At 43.9% G+C, this 22746-nt stretch carries 13 protein-coding genes and 1 pseudogene; 8 read left to right on the top strand and 6 right to left on the bottom strand.

All coding sequences use genetic code 11. From position 1 onward, the window contains the following. Positions 1 to 3: 3 nt before the first annotated feature. Positions 4 to 1095 (top strand): amino acid ABC transporter permease, encoded by a 1092-nt coding sequence (locus LO777_RS09030; protein WP_228857162.1) that lies wholly within the window; start codon positions 4 to 6, stop codon positions 1093 to 1095. 105 nt (positions 1096 to 1200) lie between these two features. Further along, positions 1201 to 1959 carry an amino acid ABC transporter ATP-binding protein gene (locus LO777_RS09025; RefSeq protein WP_407929133.1) on the top strand — a complete coding sequence of 253 codons (759 nt, stop codon included), beginning with the start codon at positions 1201 to 1203 and terminating at the stop codon, positions 1957 to 1959. A gap of 107 nt (positions 1960 to 2066) precedes the next feature. Here the strand turns inward: LO777_RS09025 and LO777_RS09020 are convergent, their stop codons facing one another. Both LO777_RS09020 and LO777_RS09015 read right to left on the bottom strand, forming a co-directional pair. Further along, positions 2067 to 3428 (bottom strand): FlgO family outer membrane protein, encoded by a 1362-nt coding sequence (locus tag LO777_RS09020; protein ID WP_228857161.1) that lies wholly within the window; start codon positions 3426 to 3428, stop codon positions 2067 to 2069. Positions 3429 to 3581: 153 nt separating this feature from the next. After that, positions 3582 to 4709, bottom strand: coding sequence for a hypothetical protein (locus tag LO777_RS09015; protein ID WP_228857160.1), 1128 nt, complete (start codon positions 4707 to 4709; stop codon positions 3582 to 3584). A 757-nt stretch (positions 4710 to 5466) separates the two neighbouring features. Here LO777_RS09015 and LO777_RS21020 point away from each other — a divergent pair. From LO777_RS21020 to LO777_RS09005, 3 genes and pseudogenes are all read left to right on the top strand, one after another. Beyond that, positions 5467 to 5730: pseudogene (locus LO777_RS21020) on the top strand (hypothetical protein); the annotation flags it as partial. 53 nt (positions 5731 to 5783) lie between these two features. Next, positions 5784 to 6047, top strand: a complete 264-nt coding sequence (locus tag LO777_RS09010; protein ID WP_228857159.1) for a TAXI family TRAP transporter solute-binding subunit — start codon at positions 5784 to 5786, stop codon at positions 6045 to 6047. Positions 6048 to 6049: 2 nt separating this feature from the next. After that, positions 6050 to 6784: a hypothetical protein gene (locus LO777_RS09005; protein WP_228857158.1), complete on the top strand. Its 735-nt coding sequence runs from the start codon at positions 6050 to 6052 to the stop codon at positions 6782 to 6784. Here the strand turns inward: LO777_RS09005 and LO777_RS09000 are convergent. Next, complete coding sequence (locus LO777_RS09000; RefSeq protein WP_228857157.1) at positions 6781 to 10428, bottom strand: DUF3683 domain-containing protein; 3648 nt, start codon at positions 10426 to 10428, stop codon at positions 6781 to 6783. The genes LO777_RS09005 and LO777_RS09000 overlap by 4 nt on opposite strands. Before the next feature lie 498 nt (positions 10429 to 10926). Here LO777_RS09000 and LO777_RS08995 point away from each other — a divergent pair, with 498 nt between their 5' ends. Then, the gene (locus tag LO777_RS08995; protein WP_228857156.1) at positions 10927 to 13938 is read left to right on the top strand and encodes a hybrid sensor histidine kinase/response regulator; all 3012 of its coding nucleotides are present in this window, start codon (positions 10927 to 10929) and stop codon (positions 13936 to 13938) included. 179 nt (positions 13939 to 14117) lie between these two features. Continuing rightward, entirely contained in the window at positions 14118 to 15341 is a 1224-nt protein-coding gene (locus LO777_RS08990; RefSeq protein WP_228857155.1) for an acetate/propionate family kinase, read from the top strand. A gap of 14 nt (positions 15342 to 15355) precedes the next feature. Here the strand turns inward: LO777_RS08990 and LO777_RS08985 are convergent, their stop codons facing one another. The 3 genes from LO777_RS08985 to LO777_RS08975 all read right to left on the bottom strand — a co-directional run bounded on the left by LO777_RS08985 (position 15356) and on the right by LO777_RS08975 (position 19893). Further along, positions 15356 to 16981: a YcaO-like family protein gene (locus tag LO777_RS08985; RefSeq protein WP_268907562.1), complete on the bottom strand. Its 1626-nt coding sequence runs from the start codon at positions 16979 to 16981 to the stop codon at positions 15356 to 15358. Positions 16982 to 17177: 196 nt separating this feature from the next. Beyond that, on the bottom strand, positions 17178 to 18479 hold the full coding sequence (locus tag LO777_RS08980; protein ID WP_228857154.1) for a (Fe-S)-binding protein: 1302 nt from the start codon (positions 18477 to 18479) through the stop codon (positions 17178 to 17180). Positions 18480 to 18498: 19 nt separating this feature from the next. Next, positions 18499 to 19893 carry an FAD-binding oxidoreductase gene (locus LO777_RS08975; RefSeq protein WP_228857153.1) on the bottom strand — a complete coding sequence of 465 codons (1395 nt, stop codon included), beginning with the start codon at positions 19891 to 19893 and terminating at the stop codon, positions 18499 to 18501. An 891-nt stretch (positions 19894 to 20784) separates the two neighbouring features. On the opposite strand from LO777_RS08975, the gene LO777_RS08970 reads away from it, so the two are divergent. After that, complete coding sequence (locus LO777_RS08970; RefSeq protein WP_228857152.1) at positions 20785 to 22731, top strand: ASKHA domain-containing protein; 1947 nt, start codon at positions 20785 to 20787, stop codon at positions 22729 to 22731. The last annotated feature ends 15 nt before the right edge of the window (positions 22732 to 22746 follow it).

Here is a 22746-nt window from a genome sequence, read left to right as displayed (position 1 = left end):
AGTATGTCCTCACATTCCCAGGTTGAAACCATCAAGCCACCGATAAGTAATACAGGTGTTATAGGCTGGATGAGAAACAATCTTTTCAATGGAATATTTAATTCCATCGCCACTGTTGTCATTATTCTGGCCGCCGTAAAATTCATTCCCCGGTTTGTACGCTGGGCGTTTATTGACAGCGTGTGGTTTACCAGTGGTAAAGAATGTCATCAGGTGGACGGGGCCTGCTGGTCGGTTGTAACCCAGAATATCCGTTTCAATATTTTTGGGTATTACCCGTATGAGCATCAATGGCGTCCCCTGGTAGCCATGATTATTCTTGTGTTTATGCTGGTGTACAGCAGGGACTGGAAAAAATGGAACAAAAAGTTGGGATATGCCTGGCTTGTTGCACTTTTTATAATGGGGCTCCTGATGAAGGGAGGACTTTTCGGTCTGGTCCCTGTTGAGAGTACTAAATGGAGTGGTTTGCCGCTGACGCTTCTGCTTTCATTTTTCGGTATTCTTGCCTCCTACCCGCTTGGGGTTTTTCTTGCCCTTGGCAGGCAATCAACCATGCCTGTTATCAAGGCATTCTGTATTGTCTATATTGAAGTAATTCGAGGGGTTCCTCTGATCACCATGCTTTTTATGTCATCGGTCATGTTTCCGCTCTTTCTTCCGGAGGGGGTTACCATAGACAAGGTCTTGAGAGCTCAGGTGGCAATCATCATTTTTACTGCGGCTTATATAGCAGAAGTTGTCCGCGGCGGATTGCAGGCTATGGATAAAGGGCAGTATGAAGCTGCAGAATCTCTTGGGTTGAATTATTTTCAGAAGATGCGGCTGATTATCCTGCCACAGGCCTTAAAAATTGTGATTCCCCCAACTGTCGGAGTCTTGATTTCTGCCTTCAAAGATACCTCGCTTGTGGTGATTATTGCTTTGTATGATATTCTCAATACTACAAAATCTATTCTCAATGTTCCGGAATGGACAGGGTTCAGTACGGAAGCTTATATTTTTATTGCGCTTATATACTATATGTTCTGTTTTTCCATGTCACAGTACAGCAGGCATATTGAGTCTGAGCTGGAGTATAAGGCGGAAACATGAGACAGTGAGCCGTTTTAAGGAAAACGTCAGGATGGGTTGTATTTGTAAGTAAATATTTTTATATCGATTATTCCAAGGGAAAGATCAATGAAAAACGAGCAGTTAATGGAAGATGCCGGAACACAGGACGGAAGAAAGCCAATCATTGAAATAATTGAAATGCATAAATGGTTTGATGAATTTCACGTTCTGAAGGATATTAATCTTCGCGTTCTTCCCCAGGAAAAAATAGTTGTCTGCGGTCCTTCAGGATCTGGCAAATCAACCATGATTCGCTGCATCAACAGGCTGGAGGAGCACCAGCGAGGTAAAATCATTGTCAATGGAACAGAGCTTACCCGTGATCTGAAAAATATAGAAAAAGTCCGGGCCGAGGTAGGCATGGTTTTTCAGCATTTCAACCTTTTCCCCCATCTGACCATTTTGGATAATTTGACACTTGGACCGATCTGGGTGCGCAAAATGCCAAAAAAAGAGGCAGAAGAGCTGGCTATGCATTATCTGGAAATAGTGCGAATTCCGGAACAGGCCAATAAATATCCGGGACAGATCTCCGGCGGGCAGCAGCAGCGGGTAGCTATTGCCAGAAGTCTTTGTATGAAACCGGAAATAATGTTGTTTGATGAGCCGACTTCTGCTCTGGACCCCGAGATGATCAAGGAAGTGCTTGATGTCATGGTTGACCTGGCAAAGGAAGGGATGACCATGATAGTTGTTACCCATGAAATGGGTTTTGCAAAGACTGTTGCGGATAGGGTCATTTTTATGGATTATGGTGAAATCGTAGAAGAAAATGAACCAAATGCCTTTTTTGACAATCCTCAACATGAGCGGACACAACTGTTTCTTAGTCAGATTCTGTAAAAACCGGTAGCGAGGAAGGTATGCTGAGCCGGAAGGTTAACCGGCAACGGAAAAAGAAAAGTACAGCCCGCATTTGATGAAAAATGCGGGCTGTACTTCAAGGCTCTCTACAGATTATTAAGACTTTTTCTGCAGTATCCCCGTAATTTCCTGCTGGACGTATTCCTGACGACTTTTTTTAACGAATATCTGTATTTCTGTACACCTGAGGCCCCGAGTGCCTTGCAGAGCCATGCCATTGTGTCCACGTGGGATCTATTTGAAAGATTGACGCTATAGCCTTTCATGAGTTCGTTTTCAACGACGTCAAGAACAGCGGTATTTGAAAGTGCAGCCCGTGTTATTCGTTTGGCAGCATCCCTTTTGGACCGCAGGCTGTTTGAACGAAGCATTTTAACATATTTGGCCTCCTGGCGTGAAAGGGAGGATCGGTTTTGCGGGGAAGGTTGCGGTAACGATTCTGTTGGGACAGCTTCAGGTTCAAACGCTGTCTGGGCATAAGGCTGGAGGATCACGGTGATATGCTTTTCCTGGCCGGGGTCCACTGTAATCCATCGGGTTTGTTTTTTGTAGCCGCTTGCCGAAACCTCCACATGGTAGGTTCCGGGTTGAAGGATCATTCCCTGCGTATAGCGCGGTCCGATATTGAGGATACGGATTCGGCAGTTTTCAGGAATTGTGGCAATGTAGAGTCGTGGTTTCTCCGGCTGTTGTTCGATAACACTTTTAACCAGTTGACCATATTCAATGGAGCCGGGACTTTTTTCCTCATTAATTCTGGCTTTGCATATTTTTTTTCGGACCTCCGTGATGGTTACTAGGCCGGTTTCGATACGTTCGACATCAAGAACTTCACCGGTTTTCGGGTGTTTGATAACCTGACCTTCCTTGAAAACAATGAATTTCATGCCAGGTTTGACTCCGGTGCGAATTCCCAGATCCAGGGTAATTATTTCTCCATTTCGATTGACAATATAACCTTCAAGGGGAAAATTTTTAATTATCTTCTTTGACATTTCAATGACAAGATCCTGCAGGTTGTCACTTGTCGAACTTCTGACATTTTCCGCGGCTATGATTGATGCACTTTCAACATCAATTATTCTGGCATTAATTTCCACCATGTTTCTCAATTTCATCACAGAGCCGGAGATAATAACCTTTACACCCAGCAGTTTACCGAGCTGTGTGGCGCTTGAAGTGTCAATCAGACCGGTCATGGCCAGCTTCTGTTCACTGATGATTTTCTGCAGTAATCTCCGTTCAACCACATCAAATCGTCCCTCTTTAACCATGGAAGTGATAAACCATTCTGCAACAATGGCGCCAAGATCCTTGTTTTCAAAGCTGTCTCCCTGGAGTTGAAAATCGAGTACGGCGATCTTGGTTTTTTTAAAATCAGCTGACACATTCAATGGAAGCAGTAAAAGCAGACAGAATGTAACAAACCATGTAGTAAACGATTTCATTTTTCCTCCGGATAATTCTTTTTGCAGTATATATTTACAAACCGGCATGGCCGGACCTTAAGGCTCAGCAATAACAGAGTAATGAAAATCCGACTATGGCAAAAAAACCCTTTGCTGTGGGATTTCCAAATAAAACTCAGGATTCAAGTTTCGTCACCTGGATTCCAGATTCATGGTTATCCTGTTACCGGTAACACCGGTTACCATCAGCGAACTCTGACCAATACTTGAACTGTCGACCTTGTCACAGAAACCGTCCGCCGTGCCTTTATACGTTACAGCCAGGGAAAGTTTACCCCCGCCGAAATTTCTTTTGGTAACGGACACTACATTTTTTAATTCCTTAAGTTGCCTGGTGATCTGTTTTTGTAATCTGTAATTATTAACACCGGAAATTGTTACCTCAAAGTCCGCACCATTGTTCACAGTGTCCTGGAAGGACGCAACAATTGATTCAAAAAGGGCGTTGTCCATGAGATTTTCTGCCGCTTTTTCTGCGGCTTTACCAGTGGCTATTTCCTCAGCTACATGGACAGCGGCACCTGTTGCTGATTTGCTTGTTACTATCCTGCCATTTGAGCAGTTCACAACTTTAACCGTGAGGCTGGCCTGGCCGGATTTCATACCAGTCGTATTGAGCAGTTTATTTGTCATCAACGATTTTCTTACCTTGCCAACCAGGATATATTCCGCGCCATTTTCAGCTCCAAGTCTGGCGGCGGCAACCGGATCACCCTGCAGGGCCCTGAGAATAAAAGGGTCTTTTTTATTCATGAGAGCTGCAGACTGGGCAGGATCGACCAGATCGAATTTTTTATTTCTCAGGTAGTCAACTATCGCACTTTCACTGTTTTTTCCGTTGTCTTCCTGGATAAGAACCATCATACGCGGTTTATCCATGGAGATAAGGAGTATTTTCAAAGCCATCAAGTTGGCTTTGATACTGTCCAGGGATACAGTTGCTCTTATTTTAACTTGCCATGTGTCATCTTTATGGTTCTCCTTGAGAAGTGTGTATTTTGTCACAGCTCCAAAACTCTGGGTGATAATCTTGTCTTTTTTCAGGACAAAATTTTCCACTTCCGTCTGCGATGAAAGCATTACACCGATACCTTCCTCAACAGCGGCACGTTTGGCCTGAAGAAGAGCTTCCTGTTTTGAACTGCCGAAACCTTCAACCACAACGGTTTTTTCCCCTGCGGTTTTTATGGATTGTCCGGCAGACAGGGGCTGAGAAGAAAAAAGAATGATGGTAAGAAAGAAAAACAGCAAAGGTCTCATTGAGTTACTCCAGAAATAATTTCATTTCCACACTGTGTGGCTGTTCGGAAAAACCTGTTTTCAGGTAGTTTCCCCGAGTAAATAATTAATTAAGTGGACAAGATCACTCAAATTCTGCACCTCAGAAAATGACAAAGATAACTTTTTTCATATCAATATATTGTGCTTGAATTAAGAAACCAGGTTCACTCACCAGTTAGGAGGCTGTTCGAGAATGAATTTTTGCCCAAACTCTTCAGATTTGTCAAAAAAATATCATTGGAATATCAACTGTATGCCTGTAGTGTTTTTTCGAAAAATCATCGATTTTGAACGAAATGCCTATTCTCGGATGGCCTCCCAGATAAAGCGTTATTTTCTTCAGGTATAAAAAATGATACCACACTCAAGAATGGGAATTCAATCCCTTTCACGGTACGGATGTATTGAAAAACAACTGGAAATATTTTCTGTCGGAGGTGTTTCCAGCACCTCCCTTTTTAATCCGTAAACTGTGCTGCGCCAAGTCTTTTTACCGCAGGTGAAATTTATTGATTGTAATACCCTGGAACAGAAATATATCTCAATTATGGCAAAAACAATTTCCTCAATGTAATATTGTTCCCTCTCCAGGGTGTTTGGTTCATTATTTTGTGTAAAATCCCTATAGATTGGAATTTGACCAACAAATCAGAAACTGGGCAGGGTGGGAACCATTGTTTTCACCTCTTTTCATAATCAATCGGATCCATCAAAGGCTCGGTAAATTCATTATCGTATGAAAAAGAAAAATCGAAATATAATCCTGAGGAAAACAAGGACGTTACGAACGCTGGCCAGAGTATATGGTTTAGGAATTTTCCTTGTCGGTATGAGTATTATTGTTGCTTACCAGTTTGTAGAACCAGCCCCTCCGCACAGTTTGAAAATAGCAACCGCCGGGAAAAATGGAGCTTATTTCAAATATGCCAGTGAATACAAAACATTTTTTGCCAGGGAGGGTATTGATCTTCAGATAGTTGAGACTTCCGGTTCAGTTGAAAATCTCAAGCTCCTGAAGGAGGGACGGGTGGAAATTGCCTTCGTCCAGGGGGGGTGGGTAAACGTGAGGATTATCCCGGATTACACGGCCTGGGGAGCCTCTATGTGGAACCTCTCTGGATTTTTCTCAAAAAAGATCTCAAGATTCATCTTCTCTCAGAGTTGCAGGGACTGAGGATTGGTGCAGGTCTTCCGGGAAGTGGTACCAGGAAAATTGTCTCCCAGATACTGGTCGATAATCAGCTGGACAGGGGCCAGGTGACTCTTGTTTCTCTCGGGGAGAAGAAGGCGTTTCGGCCTTACATGATGGACAGGTAGACGTGTTGTGCATTGTGGCGGGTGCCGGAGCTTCCCTGGTGGAAAAACTGCTTCGCGATCCCGTTGTAAAGCTTTTCAACGTTCGGAGAGCTGAAGCCTATACAAGGCTTCATAAATTTCTCACCCATGTTATTTTGCCTGAAGGTGTTATTGATATGGGAGAAAATGTTCCGAAAACTGATATTCATCTTGTGGCTCCTGCTGCGACACTGGTTGCAGGTGACAAGCTGCACCCTGCCTTTGTTGATCTTTTTATGCAGATCGCTTCGAGAATACATGGACAGGGGAATCTTCTCGGGAAAGGGAAAGAGTACCCTTCTCCGGAATATCTGGATTTTCCCCTCAGCCGGGAAGCCGGAAGATTTTATAAAAACGGTCCCCCGTTTCTTCGGAGATTTCTGCCTTTCTGGGCAGCCTCCCTGGTCGACCGATTGAAGGTGATGATCCTGCCGCTTATTGCGCTGGTCATTCCACTCATGAAGGTGCTTCCTCCCACATACCGTTGGCGGATGCGTTCAAAAATATATCGATGGTATGATGAACTTCACGATCTGGATCAGTATGTGAATAAAAATCCGACACCGGAAATCATTGCCGAGGCCCGGAAAAATCTTGACGCAATGGAACATGAAGCACGTCAGGTGGAAGTGCCTCTGTCCTATGCCCAGGAACTCTATAATCTGCGACTGCATATCGATCTTCTCAGGCAGCAGATAGGCAGTTTTCGCAAGGGTTAAAAAGTCACTTTTTCAGCAGAATAGAGCAGTCCCGTAAGCTCCTGTTTCCATGCGTTTCCACCGATTTTCTCTGCCAGAAGAACGGCCATGTGTTTCGGTGTAAATCCCAGGTCACGGTTGCGACCAAGGCCGGACAGGCAGGATGGACAGTTGGTAGCGATAGTGGTGCCGGCAGTGTTTTTTAACACTTTTTCAATTGATGACCGTTTGCGCAAAAGCATGCCGTGGGAGATGTCCGGTCGTGAAATAGCCATGGTTCCGGCCTCAGAGCAGCAATGGGGAACTTCATGAACATTGTCGGTGATCTGATGGAGAAGTTGTGCCCCATCCCCGTCAAACGAATCATGGCACGGAGTATGGTAGAGAAGGGATTTGGTTTTTTCTTTTGTAAAGTCATGAAGACCTGTTTCCAGAATGTATCTGCTGATATCCATGACCTGACAGGAAAAAATCTCTTCACAACCAATTTCATTCAGTGATTCCCGGCAGGTACCGCAACTCACAAGAAAAGCGTCAAAGGAGATATATCCAAGCATCTCCCGGATTTGACTGAGGACTATGGTATCTCTGAGGGATATTTCCGTGTGTATTTTCTTTTTTGCATTAACCTTTGCTGGAAAACCACAACAGAGAAATGGTGGTGGAATAATAATCCTGGTTGCAGATTTCATGAGAAGATACAGGGAGGCCAGACCGATATCACCATACATTCTTTCAGACCCACAACCAGGAAAGTAAAAAACCGTTCTTTCAAAATCTCCGGTTGGTTTGAGGGCCAGGGCTTCATTTTCCGCACACAGGGGGAGCATTGAACGCATGGTTTTGTCGGATACTTCCATCATTGGTGATTTCAGCATTGTAAGCAGTTTTGACGTATTGCTTCTTATTTTTTCAGGACTTTTTGTAAGCAGTCTTGTACCTGTTCTCTGCAGAGCTGAACCCCATTCCATGACCACTTTTCTAAAAACCTGGTTCAATACAGGATTTCTGTTCTGCAGGTATTGAAGAGAAAGGGCCGTTGCCGGAGCAGTGTGTTTGTATCCCAGATCGCAGAGAATATCTCTTTCAAGTATGGAAACTTCTGCCGTATCAATGTCTACGGGACACGGGGCAAGGCATTTCCCGCACATGGTGCAGTGGTCTGCAATTTCTTCAAGGTTTTTCAACTGGTTAAACCGTGGATGATGGGAACGTTGCATATCATAGAGCAATGCCTCTATAAGGGAGCCTATGACCATGTTTTTGTTTCTCGGGTGGAAAAAAATGTTTGATTCCGGGTAATAGACGCAACAGACCGGCATGCATTTACCGCAACGGACACATTTGGAAATCATGGAGGAAAGTGTTGCAAGAGACTTGTACTGCAGAATTTTTGCCTCCAGTTCCAGCAGGTTGAATGATGGGGTGAAGACCTTGTTGATGATCTCAGGATCTTTCAGCATTCCAGGATTCATGACACCGACTGGATCAATTTCCTGTCGATAGCGGTTGAGATCGTCCAGCAGATTTTTGTCCAGGAATTTCATCTTGGTAATGCCGATGCCATGTTCACCACTGACGACGCCTCCCAGTTCAACCGCCTTTTTCATGACATCTTCAGCAGTTTTTTCTGCTCGTTTCATCATTCCCCGGTCATTTGAAAAAACAGGGATGTTGACATGACTGTTTCCGTCACCGGCATGCATGTGAGTTGCGATGACGATTTTTTTTGAACGGACATCGTCATGAATTTTACGGATATTTTCACTGACCTTATGGTATCCGCTGAACAGTTTGAGCAGATCATCCATCAGATTTTTCAGGTAAATGTCATGGCGGGTTGGGTCCGTTGTCTCCGTTGGTTTTAAATCCAGCTTTTCGAGTGTCTTCCCGCACAGTTCGTCTGCTTTGGGTATTTTTGCTTCAAGCCAGTCTGGATCTTCTATGGGTTCAGCTGTTCTGAGATATTCAGAGATATGGTGAATGACCTGTTTCTTGTTGTAGATATCCTCGTCGATATTGTATTGGTCAACGAAACGTGTAAACTCGGCGAGAGCATGAAGGGGAAGAACTATATCTTCATTGAGTTTAAAAGCGTTGGTCCTTGCCGCAATTGCGCCAAGCCGCTTACGATCCCGCCAGAATCTCTCTGCTTCATCACTGTCCTGGGCTGTAAAAAGTTCGGTATTTTTATATGGAATGAGGAGTTCTTCCAGTGTTTTTTTCCCGTTAAGAACCTGGTCTGCGGTATGTCCGACCATGTCTATCAGGAGAACGGCCTTGGGGTGAGTGGAGCGTGCTGCTTTTGATTTGTACTGTATGGCTTTGATATATTCTTCGTCAAAGTGTTCCAGTGCAATAAGCGCTTCTTTGCCCCGGTCTTTGAAGGTATCCGAAATAGCGACGATAACATGACTGGCTTCGTCCATATCCTGGCCATAAAATTCAAGGCAGAAGGTAAGTTTTTCATGGTATGCGGGATAGAGGACAAATTCTGCTGATGTGATAACCCCGTCAGTTCCCTCTTTCTGTAATCCAGGCAGTCCTTTGAGAGCTTTGTTGGTAATGTCTTTCCACAGGCCCGGCTTTCTGATTTCTCTTCCCGAAAGGTTTACTTTTTTTACGAGTTGGCCACTGGATCCATAGACGTGGAATTGAACCCTGTCCTCCGGCAGAATTTTTCGCATGGGATGACTAAATCGCTTTACTGTAAACAGTTCACCTGAAACCATTGCGATATTAAAGGAAAGGATATTATCGATGGCTGTACCCCATAACACTGCCGTTTTTCCTCCTGCGTTTTCTGCAATATTTCCTCCTATGGTGGATGCCCATGCAGAGGTGGGATCGGTTGCAAACACGAGATTTTCAGCTGAAGCCTGTTTCATGACATCGGCAGTCACCACACCGGATTCCACCCGAATGACAGATACTTTTCCGTTATTTCCCAGGTGGGGAAAAGACCGCGTAGTTATTTTGTCAATCCGTGTAAGTTTTTCTGTATTGATCATAACGCAGTTGTCAGTTACCGGGACACTGCCGCCGGTCAGTCCTGTTCCACCACCGCGGGGAATTATCCGCAGGCCCAGAGCAACAACAGCTTTCATCAGGGACGGCACCTGTTGTTCCGATGTGGGACGTAGGACCGCAAAGGGAAGGTAGAGGCGCCAGTCTGTTGCATCGGTAGCGTGACTGATCAGGGTGAAGGGGTCAAAATGAATATTTTCCTTTCCAATTATCGGTGCGAGAGATTTCAGAATAGTTCGGCGTCTGCTGTTAGTTATTCGAATTTCTTTTTTTAACTGGTGCAGCCGGTTTCGACAGAGTTCAACCAGCCGCAATACTTTTTTGCATCGATTTTCATTGAAATGAAACCTATTTGCAGCGGTTTCTATAATGGAAAGATCTTCTTCGGCAGTTTTTAAAAAATGCTCCCGTCGTTTTTGGGAATCAATCAGTTCCTGATACAGAAAAGGATTACGATGCAGGATAAAAAGATCTCCCATGAATCGCATGACCAGTCGGGCTGAGCGACCGGTTATTCGTTGGCTCCTCAGTTCTTCCAGGTCTTCCCAAACTTTGTTGCCAAAGAGAAGATTGACGATGAGCCTGTCATCTGCAGAAGTAAAATTATATGGAATTTCTCGAAAATCAGTTTTGTACATTTTTAGTAAATCGTATCAAGTTTAATGAGGTGAATCCAAAATGGTCTTATTACCACTAATTGTGCCTTTTTCCAAAAATTAATGTGGCAATGACAGTTTTTATGCTCCCGATTTGCAGGACGGACAATCAATAATTTCTGATTATCCATGAAACTTGAGCCAGGTTGTTGATGTGCCTGCTTATCCAGACTCATAAGAGCTGAGCTGAGTTATGCACACCTCGGGAAATGAAAAATATAACTCTTCTTATCATATCAAGAGATTGTACATGACATGAGTAATCAGGTTTACTCATTATTCGGGTGAAATGATTGTTTTATTTTCTTTTGCCTGCAGGATTCAGGTTAAAGAATTTGAAGTTTCTCAGAACATTCCGCTATAATAAAGATTATCCCGCACCACACATGGAGATTTTCCTACGAAGTATCAGTATTCATTCTGTGAAGAGGATATGTTTTAGAAATGTTGAGAAGAGTAATTACGCAGATTTTACTTATAATGCTGCCTGCATGGTTGATGGTGTCTGTTCCCTGTCCACTGTATGGTGAATCTTTTCAGGCAAGTGCATCTATGGCACTGCCGATATGGTTGAAATGTACTCTTTTGGTTGCAGGCAGTGTCTTTATTACGGCGATCTGTTTTTTGATCCAGCATTATATCAATAGAAAAGTTGCGCAGAAGGATTATCTCAGGGAATTGCAGAGCAATGCATTTCGTATCAATGAACAACGTTTTCGTCAACTCATTGAGAATGTTTCAGGAATCTCTATTCAGGGATATGATGAGAATAGAACGGTGATCTTCTGGAATAAGGCCAGCACAGCGCTTTATGGGTATTCTGAAGAAGAGGCACTTGGTGCCAAACTTGAGAATCTTATTATCCCGGAGCCAATGCGCGAAATTGTTATTGAAGCGGTTGACCGATGGGTTGAATATGGTGAAGAGGTTCCCGATGGAGAACTGGAACTCATTGACAAAAATGGAAATATTGTTCCCGTCTATTCTTCCCATGTGCTCCTTGAAACCTCAAGAGGCAAGGAAATGTTCTGTCTTGATATTAACCTTGATCCCATAAGACACACCGAGGAATCATTGCGGAAAAGTGAGGAACTGCTTTCAACAATTTTCAATACTGCACAGGATGCAATTTTTATTAAAAATACCCATTGCCGCTATCAGAAAATAAATCCAGCCTTTGCTCGACTTTTTGGGAAAAGTGAAGAGGATATTATCGGCAGGACTGATGAAGAATTATTAAGACCCGACGAAAGTGAAAAAAACTTGAAAATTGATCGACAGGTTCTCAGGGGCGAGACGGTTGAAGATTTTCTTGAAAAAAAGATTAATGGAGACGTTCGTTTTTTTCATACTATCAAAGTTCCTGTTGGAAATGAAAAGGATAACATTACAGGGCTGTGCGGGATAGTCAGGGATATCACCCGGCAGAGAAGATCCGAAAAAACTATCTCAACTCTGTTTGCCATCTCAAATGCGGTTAATACAGCGGGTGATCTTGATGAGCTTTACAAATCGATTCACAAATCATTGGGAACCATCATTGACGTCACCAATTTTTTTATTGCACTTGTTGATAATAAGAAAAAAATGCTCCATTTCCCTTATTCTGTTGATACAATGGATGAAGACAGTTCTCCTATTCTTGATTTCGCACCTGAGAAAACACTGACGGGTGAAGTCCTGTTCAGAGGTAAGCCGATACTTTTTAAAGAACTGGAACTTGCATCAAGAGGTGCTGCGAATCGAATTGTCGGAACAGTTCCCCTGATTTGGATGGGTGCACCACTTGTTATTCATAATGAGGTCATCGGCGTTGTCGCCGTCCAGAGTTATACCGACCCGTTTCTCTACAATGAAGAAGATTTAAAGGTTTTGTCACTTGTATCGGATCAGATGGCGATAGCCATTGAGCGAAAAAGAACGGAAGAAGCTCTCAAAGAGAGTGAAAAACGATACAGGTATTTGTTCAATAATGCTCCTGCCGGTATGTGTGAGTTGGATTTTGCTCAAGGAAAATTTACCCGTGTTAATGAACAAATGTGCAGATTTACAGGGTATACTGAAGAAGAATTGTTAACGATGGATGCCCGAAGGCTGTTGCATGAAAAAAGCGCAGAGTCTTTTTTGAAAGAATTCGGAAAATTTGCTTCAGGTGAGGTTCCCGGAGATAAAGCAGAATATATAATTCTCAAGAAAGATGGTGAGGAAATAAATGTAGTGATAAATACAGATTTTAGTTATCAGGGAAAAAAAGTAACGGGAGCCAGGATAGTTGTTCATGATATTACTGAATTGAAAAAAATTGAAAGTGAGAAAATGGCAGCTCTCAATATAGCTGCCGAACATGAAAAACTGGCACTGGTCGGACAGATTGCTGGCAAAATGGCCCATGATTTCAACAATATTTTAGGAGTAATCATGGGCAATACTGAGCTTTCTCTCCTTGAATGCAAAGATGAACGAATCAAAAAAACTCTGGAGTTAATATTTGAGCAGACACTTCGCGGAAAAAATCTGACAAGAAATCTTGTTGCTTTTGCAAGAGATCAGGAACCGAAGCAGGAGTTTTTCAGGGTCAGCGAAAAAATCGATCTTGTATTGAGTCTCTTAAAAAAAGATCTGGAGGGAATAGAGATTATTCGGGATGATCAATATGATATGCCTGAACTGCTTGCTGATCCAGGGATGATCGAACATGCTCTTGTGAATATGATTCTCAATTCAATTCATGCATTAACACTTGAGACTGAACCCAGAATTATTCTTCGAACTTCCTGTGCAGAGAACAGTATTCGAATTGAAATTGAAGATAACGGTTGTGGCATTCCCAGTGAGTATCTTGATCGAATTTATGATCCTTCATTTACCCTGAAAGGGACAAAAGATGTAACCGGTTCCTATCGGGAAGGTGTAAAGGGAACCGGCTATGGGATGGCAAATGTAAAAAAATATATTGAACAGCACAGGGGGACGATTGAGGTTGAGTCTGAATTCGGCTGTGGAGTTAAGTTCACCATCAAATTGCCGGTAAGGGAAAAGGAACTGACCCCGGAAGAAAAAGAGGAAATTCAGAAAGAGGTTAATTTGTTCAATCAACGTATTCTCCTGGTGGAAGATGAACAGGCTATTTCCGAGGTGCAGTATCGTCTGTTAACGGGAGATCCCTGTAACCATAAAGTAGATATTGCCAGTAATGGAGAGAAGGCTATAGAGTTGTTCAATAACAACAATTATGACTGTGTCAGCCTGGATTATGTACTCCCCGGAGAAATTACCGGCATGAACGTTTACAATCATATCCGGAAAATGGATCAAAATATTCCTGTACTGTTCAGTTCCGGCAATATTGAATTTCTGGAGTCGACAAAAGAACTTCAGAGCAGTGATCCCTATGTGGATCATCTTTCAAAACCTTTCCAGAATAAGATCTACGTGAGTTGTCTTCATCGCTTGATGGAAAAGTCGGCGAGAAACAGATCTGAACTTTTATAGCACCATCCACGTTTTTCTTTCCTTCCAATTTACTGAAATCATAAATCAATAAAAAGAATGGGTCTTGCCTGCCGGGTATGGTAATACTTCAATCCGCGAGGGTTTTGTGATTTTTTCATGTATGTCTGTGAAATGAAAAATTGAATATTCATAATCTCAGTTGATCAAAAGAGGTCGCAGTGAAAATACTTATTGTAAATTCAGGAAGTTCTTCTATTAAATTCCAGCTCATAGATATGGGTGGGGAAAAAGTGCTCGCTTCGGGACTTGTGGAGAGAATAGGAGAGGAAAAGGGTGTCGTTTCCTGTACGTTGAGGCCCGAAACAGGTTTGAAGGCGAAAGTGGAGAGGTCGGAGAAGGTTGAGGACCACAGTAAGGGAATGCGGCTGGTGGTTGACGTCCTGACTGATCCAGCAAGCGGAGTGATTTCCGGAAAAGACAGTATTGAGGCTATCGGTCACAGGGTTGTGCACGGAGGAGAGGAATTTCATAGTCCGACGTTAATTACAGCAGAAGTTCTAGAGGCCATAGAGAATAATGTGGCCCTTGCTCCCCTGCATAATCCTGCGAATCTCGATGGAATCAGAGTGGCCGGTGAACTTTTTCCAGGGGTAAAACAGATTGCGGTTTTTGATACTGCTTTTCACCAAACCATTCCACCAAAAGCATATCATTATGCGTTGCCGAGTGAGCTTTACGAAAAAGAAAAAATCCGGCGTTACGGTTTTCATGGCACTTCTCACCAGTATGTGGCACAGGAATGTGCAAAACAGATGAAAAGATCGCTGACAGAACTCAACCTGATAACTGTTCACCTGGGGAACGGCTGTTCCATGTGCGCAATTGAAAGAGGCCTGAGTGTCGATACCTCTCTTGGTCTTACACCCCTGGAGGGACTGGTCATGGGAACCCGGAGCGGTGATGTCGATCCCGCCTTACATTTTTTCCTTGCCAGAAACTGCGGCATGGATATAAAGCGAATTGATGACATGCTCAATAAGGAATCAGGTCTGAAAGGGCTCTGCGGAATGAATGATATGCGTGATATTCATGAGCAGATTGCGGTGGGAAACAAGAGGGCGCGTCTGGCACTCGAGGTCCAGACCTATCGAAACCGTAAATATATCGGTGCGTTCATGGCTGTGCTGGGCAGGGTAGATGCCATTGTTTTTACAGCAGGCATAGGGGAGAATGACAGTATTGTCCGGGCAAAAAGTCTTGAAAAAATGGAACATTTCGGTGTTGAACTCGATTCTCAAAGAAACGATCAAAGAGTCAGGGAACCCGTCCTGCTCAGCAGCGACAGCAGCAGGGTTCAGGTGTGGGGAATACCCACCAATGAAGAGCTGGCCATCGCACGAGCGTCAAAAGCTGTGTTAACAGGAGAGGAAGTCTGCCCGTGATGGGTGACCTTTGATCAGGTCGTCGTTGCAGTTTCCCTGAATCGCTCGTAAAGGGTCAGCAGGCTGTTGTGCTTTTCTGAAAGCTCCCGCCATGTGGAGGCGAACGGCAACCATGAAAACCTGTTTTTTCCGGCTGTCATTTTTTTTGCCTGACGGTATATCTCCTTTGGAAAAAAGGAGATATGACATTTTTCGTAATCCTGATATTTTTCTTCAGCCAGTCGGCATTCAAGGAGTGTAAGGATTGCCCGGAAAAGCAGCTTTCTCTGTTGAGAGAGAGGGGCATACTCCAGGCACCAGAGGCATGATTCAGCGGCATGCTGATGGTTATGCAGTGCCAGGAGAATATGTGCCCTGAGTTCGCCGACGCAGAGATTGTTCCATGGATTGTCTTTTTCAAAAAGCACACCGATAAGATCAGGTATCAACAGATGTGGATCCGAGGTGTTTTCATCCAGTTGATGGAGAAGAAAAAGCAGATCCCCTTCGTTGAGCTGAGGTAGCTGAAGAAGCAGCCGACGCAAAACTGCCGTTTTATTTTTGTTGTTCCAGACCAGATCATCCACCGGATAAATCTCCGACATCCCTGGAACAATAATTCTGCAGGTATCTATTCCGAATTGGTTATATTCTCTATAGTAGATTGAAAATCCGGAGGAAAGTATAAGCGTTTTGAGCTGGCGCAGTTCTTCAGCAGTGGTTCCGGAGAAATCCCAGGGTGAAAAAGTATATTCAGCGTTGTCTCTAAGCATCTGCCAGGGCAGCAGGCCATCTGAATTAATAAAATGGCTTTCAATATTATAACTGTCTGCCGTGAGGGACAGGTCATACACTGGTGGTTGGAAATGGGAGAGATGGGCCAGTTTTCGTCCTTGGAGCAGTTCTGTCAGGGTGCGTTCGATTGCGACCTCAAAACGAAGACTTGCACCGAATGATGCAAATGTACTTCCACTTTCAGGATGGATGAGAAGAACGCAGATGACCGGGAAGCAGCCCCCAAGAGAACTGTCTTTTACGATCACCATGTATCCATGGTGCTTGAGTTTTTCCAGTATCTTTTTGGTGGCAGGGGAACGTTCAAGAAAATGGGTTGGAATATTCGGAAGGGTTAATCCTTTGGCAATGACCCGTTGTTTCACATGTCTTTCAATTATCTCGCAAAGAGCTTGACAGAAACATTCATTCCGGCTGTTTCCTGCCGCCATACCGTTACTGACATAGAGATTGTAGAGCAGGGCAACAGGAAAATTGACGGTTTCCTTCTTTTCCAGGTTAATAAACGGCAGACAGCAGATACCTTTTCCGGAATCAGTTGTGTTCTGTTCCAGGAGATGCTGTTCCTCTAAATCTCCATTTGGATCATAATAATTCAGTAATTTTTTCGTGAGCAGCTGCTCATCTTTTCTGCTGAAGGATGGTAGCCATATTTCATCAGGAAAATGGAGATATTGACTGTTATTAATCATGCCTTCAAGAAAATAATTCTCGAAAAAGAAGCCTGTTGCCAGTCTTTCCACAAATTCACCAAGCCCGCTGGCCAGGGCTGCCTGTCTGGAAATCCCCTTACCATTGGTATAGAGAAAAGGTGCATTTTTCAGGCGCAGATGGACTGACCAGCAGCGGGGGCCGGGTTGAGCCAGTGCGCCGTTTCTGGGAGAAAGTCGAATTGGTTAAGTGTATCGGTAATTCTTTTTATGGTCTTTTCGAGGGGAGCATCCTTGCCGGCTGGTGAGGTGGTAAAATCCATTGAAAAAAGCTACTCCAGTTCCTGAATTCCTGCCAATCATGTGATTGTCTGTGGGAGCCCGGTCCGATTAAGGATTGCTGAAAACAACTTCAGATTGTACCGGCCTTCCTGAGAGAATCTGCGAGAATTTCCACGACAAAACGGGCTTTTTCTCCTGAATGGTGCTGGAGGAGATTATCCTGGATATGCATGATACATGTGGGGCAGGCAGTGGCGACATACTCGACATACTCTTTTTGAATATTTTTGATTTTATGGTTGTTGATTTGTATTGCTGTTTCATAATGGGTCAGACAGTAGCTTCCGGCACTGCCGCAGCAGACTGCAGCATCTTGCATTTCCTTGAATATCAATCCGGGGATTTTCATGAGCAGGGATCTGGGTTCTTTTCTGACATCCTGCCCCCGGTTCAAATGGCAGGGATCATGATATGTTACCCTGTAGGGCAACCTGCCAAGATCATTCGGGCCGAACTGTACTTCCTTTTCCAGAAATTCGTTGATATCGTAGATTTTGTCGCAGAATTCCCTTAATTCGTCACAATTGTCAATAAAAAGCTTTATTTCTTTTTTCAGGGCCAGCCCGCAGGATGAGCAGGAAACTACTATGGCGTCCAGGTCATAGCGTCTGAAGAGATTGAAATTGTGTTCCATAAGGTTAGCGGCTCCCTCGTAATCGCCATTGGCAAGGACCGGGGTTCCACTGCACTTCTGGTCCTTGGGAATGACTACATCATAGCCGTAACCGGTAAGTATATCGACAACAGATTTCACTACATTTGTATAAATGAGGTTACCGGCACATCCTGTAAAATATCCTATTCGTTTAACAGGTGTACCCTTTTTCGATGGAATGACTTCCGGGTAAAGACTTTGGGCGGGACGAAGAGCTAACCTTGGAAAGTTGCGGCGTTTTGAAAAGCCGAACAGGGGGAACAGGTGCCGAACAGGATTTTGGGGACCGATATCAAGTAGAATCCTCTGCACAAAACCGATGAAAACGGCTCCAGCGATAATCGGCCATTTTCTCCAGAGAAGTTGACGAAAGACCAGTGCCTTGAACAGACCCAGTCCTTCGCGGGTAGTAATATACCAGCGAAGGCGGAGAACGACGTGCTCGGGACTGACTCCTGCCGGGCAGTTTGCCGAACAGGTCTTGCAGTTGAGGCATTCATTGATCGCGTCTTTGACTCTCGAGGTAATCTGCAGATCTCCGGAGACTATTTTTTCGGCAAGTTTGTTTTTGCCCCTGGCGACGTAGAGTTCATTGCCAATTTCCTTGAAGACCGGACAGACACTTCTGCATTTTCCACACTGCATGCACTTCTGGAATTCCTGAGCCGCACGGAGGAGATGGGTTTCTGCCTGTTCCCGCTGTCTCTGAACCATCATTATTTATTCCCCGGGATTATTAATTGGAAGTTGAATTTGGAAAATCAAACATTTTTCCTGGGTTCAGGAGATTTTTTGGATCAAACGTCCTTTTGATGTCACATAACAACTGAATTCCAGCAGAGCCGATCTGGTCCTCGAGAAAAGGCTTTTTTTCCAAACCAATGCCATGTTCACCTGAAATTGTCCCTTCGAGGTCAATAGCCAGTCTGAAAAGTTCTTTGACTGCTTTTTCGGTTCGCTTCATTTCATCTGTGTCATTTTTATCAATAAGAAATGTCGGATGTAGATTACCATCTCCAGCATGGCCGAAAATACCGACCATGAGATTGTATTTTGTTGCTATCTCGCAGATTCCCCTGACCATGTCAGGCAGTTTTGACCGGACAACGGTTGCATCTTCCAGAATGAGGTTGGGTTTTACATTGGCCAAAGCATTGAGGGCGATTCGGCGCCCTTCAAAGAGGAGATCTCTCTCTTTCGTATTTCCGGCAAGGGAAAAACTCCTGAAGCTGTTTTTTTCGGCTGCCTTCTTGATGTTTTTCATTTCTCCAATCGCCGAATTTTTTTCGCCATCAGTTTCTATGAGCAATACTGCTTCGGCATCCCGTGGCAGGTTACAGTCTTTGAAATTCTGGACAGCATTAATGGTGGTTTTGTCCATGAATTCCATGGTGGAGGGGGTAACACCGTAAGCAATTATGTCTGAGACACATTGAGCTGCATCGTTCAAGGTATTAAACACCACCAGGGCGGATTCCCGGTGCTTGGGGATAGGGAGAAGGGCAAGGGTCACTTCAGTTATGATTCCAAGTAATCCTTCACTACCGACAAAAATTGGTTCAAGGTTGAAGCCTGCCACATGCTTGACGCATTTGCTGCCGATGGTGACAATATCGCCTTTTGGCAGGACTACTTTCAGCATTTTTACATAATCTTTAGTGACACCGTATTTTAACCCGCGAAGGCCTCCGGCATTTTCAGCAATATTTCCTCCTATGGTCGAAAACGTAACACTTCCGGGATCTGGTGGGTAAAAAAGATCTGCAGAGGCGACTATAGGGTCAATATCACTGGTTGTCATGCCTGCTTCAACTGTAATAAGACGATTTTCGGGATCAAAATCCAACATTTTCCGCATTCGGTCTAAAACGAGGACAATACCTTTTTCAATGGGGACAGAACCTCCGGATAATCCACTTCCCTGGCCCCTTGGTGTAACCGGAATATCCTCCCTGTAGGCAAACTGCATGAGTTTGCAGATCTGGTCAGTGGATGTGGCAAAGACAACAGCTTCCGGTGTTTTTTCAATATGAGACGCGTCGTAGCTGTAAGCAATCATGTCTTCCTGTTGGTGCAGGATTCCATCATTTTCAAAAATAGTGGAGAGTTCTTCCAGGTGACTTTTTTTCATGTTGACCTCGCCTGTAGATTTCCGTGTTGTTTACTGGGTATAATGGTCATACCAATACATTCTTTTTAAATACATGTCAAATAAAAATATTATAGGTGCAAATATATTCATTTATATCATGTTGAATAACAATTTATCAAAAAGGTATTACCAATAGAGGTGATATGTGTTTTCGGTAATTGCGGAAACAGAAACAATGGAAAAATGGTGTTAAAATGGGAAAGAAATGATATAATCCGGACCGTATTGCATGGGAAATTGCATGTAAATTTACAGGCGGGATTCATAACTGCTGAGAATGGAATTTTGGGTCAAATTTACTGAAAATATAAGTGATTAGGGTGATACAGTGTGGGACAGTGTGAAAAACAAAAACAGATTCAGGCGTCATATTTCTGCGCGAAACAGCAGATTTTTTTAAGTGAAAAAAGCCTGAAATGTTTCAATCCGGAAAAATATTGTAAATTTCGTTCCTCCTGCGTCATAAATTTTCTGGAAAATGAGAGAAGGCAAAAAACTGAGCAAACGCTCGGTAGATAAGGAAGTGATGCAATAAAAAAACGTGGGGAGCCTTGTGCGGTAAAGGATGTATCAAATTTAATGATATCCTTTAGAAGAAAAAAGAATGGTTGTTTGGCCGTCAATTGATGTACTTATAGAGGGAATTTTGTCAATTACAAGTTGTAAGTGAAATTATTTATGATATATTTATCCGTTGTATCCGAGCCCTGTGTTGAACGTTTTGTAAAGGCGGTTTTTCTTTTGCTGCATGGCGACGACAAAACTTTGTTCTGATCGGGTATAACTGCAGGTATTTTGCCGGGTTGTGTTATTGATGTATTAAAGAAAAAGATTAAATCCACCAGGCATCATAGACAAAAGGAAAATCGCATGGACAATTGTCGGGTTACCTTTCTTCCCCATGACAGAGTTATAACAGTACCGGAGGGGGAAAGTCTTCTCAGGGCTGCACTTGAAGCGGGTGTTCACATTAACGCCTCCTGCGGTGGGGAAGGCGTCTGCGGAAAATGCAGAATTCTGGTTGAAAAAGGGGGAGTAGAAGGGGGGATATCTGAGAGGCTTGACAAGGATGATATCGAAAAAGGGTATCGCCTTGCCTGTCTGACGAAGGTCAGCGGGGATGTGACGGTCAGGATTCCCCTTGAATCCAGTGTAGATAAAAGTGTTATGCTTACTCAGGTAACACCTCGCAGGACAGCCAAGATACAACACCCTGATTTCGAGAGCCTCAAGGAAAAAGGTCTTTTTATCCCTCCGGTCGAGAAAGTGTATCTGGAGTTGCCTCCTCCCGATCCCCAGAACAATATGCCGGATGTGACACGGCTTATTGAGTTCCTGAAAGTACAGGCGAATGAGCATAAGCTTGAGCTTACTCTTCCGGTTATCAGAAAGCTTCCCGGTGTTTTGCGGGAAAATGATTTTAAGCTCACATTGACACTGGTTCGTCCCGTGAGAGATGATGGGAAAACCCTGATTCTTGATATCCAGGGGGGAGATGTCAAAGACGAAAACTATGGTGTCGCTCTTGATATTGGCACTACAACGATTTATGGACAGCTGATAAACTTAACCACCGGTGAATGTCTTGCTGAAGCCGGTGATTTCAACGGCCAGATCAGTTATGGCGAGGATGTGATTACCCGGCTTATTTATGCCGAAAAGCCGGGTGGACTTGATAAATTGCAGGAAGTGGTTGTTGCAACAATCAACAGTGTTCTTAAGCGGATTGTTACAAAATCAGGCATAGATCCCGATTTTGTTTCCACTATTACCTTTTCAGGTAATACAACCATGACCCAGCTGTTTTTATCGGTAGATCCAAGGAATATACGCCGTGCTCCATATGTTCCCACGGCGACTCTCTATCCGCCCTTCAGGGCTGCGACGGTAGGGATTGAATTGAATGATCATGTGATTGCGCTGGTTTATCCTCAGGTTTCAAGTTTTGTCGGTGGTGATATTGTGGCCGGTGTCATGGGCTCTGGAATGTACAGGAATGAGGAACTGACCCTGTTTCTGGATATCGGAACCAATGCGGAACTGGTCGTGGGTAATAAGGACTGGTTGGCGTGCACTGCCTGTTCTGCGGGGCCTGCTTTTGAAGGTGGAGGTATTGAGTTTGGGATGCGTGCCGCCAAGGGAGCCATAGAAGATTTTTCTATAGACCCGGTTACCTATGAACCGATGATCTTTACCATTGGTGATGTCAGTCCAAAAGGTATTTGCGGTTCAGGGCTGATTACCATGACTGCCGTGATGTTTGAGATGGGAGTTATAAATAACAGGGGTAAATTTAACCGAGATCTGGACACCCCGAGAATAAGGAAGAGAAATGATGTGTGGGAGTATGTGCTGGCCTGGAAGGACCGGACACAGATTGATCGGGATATCGCCCTGACCGAACCGGACATAGATAATCTCATTCGAGCTAAAGGAGCAATTTACAGTGGTTGCCTGACATTGCTTGAAGAGGTAGGTCTGACTATGGACATGGTGGAGCATATCATACTCGCAGGTGGGTTTGGCAGCTATATTGATCTTGAAAAGGCCATGACAATAGGACTGCTGCCGGAAATTGATCCCGACTGTGTTACGTTTATCGGAAATGGTTCTCTTATGGGAGCAAGGATGAGTTCACTGACCAACAGAATCAGAAAGGATGTTGTGGAAGTGACAAAAAAAATGACAAATTTTGAGTTGTCTGAAACACCATCTTATATGGACAACTATGTTGCCGCCATGTTCCTGCCACACACCGAAATTGAGAAATTTCCAAAACTGAAGAAAAGGATGGAAGAGAGAAAAAAGAGATTGTAGTTCTGCGGACAGTCG

Source organism: Desulfomarina profundi, assembly GCF_019703855.1.
GTDB classification, from domain to species: domain Bacteria; phylum Desulfobacterota; class Desulfobulbia; order Desulfobulbales; family Desulfocapsaceae; genus Desulfomarina; species Desulfomarina profundi.
This window is presented reverse-complemented; position numbering and strand designations above follow the sequence as displayed.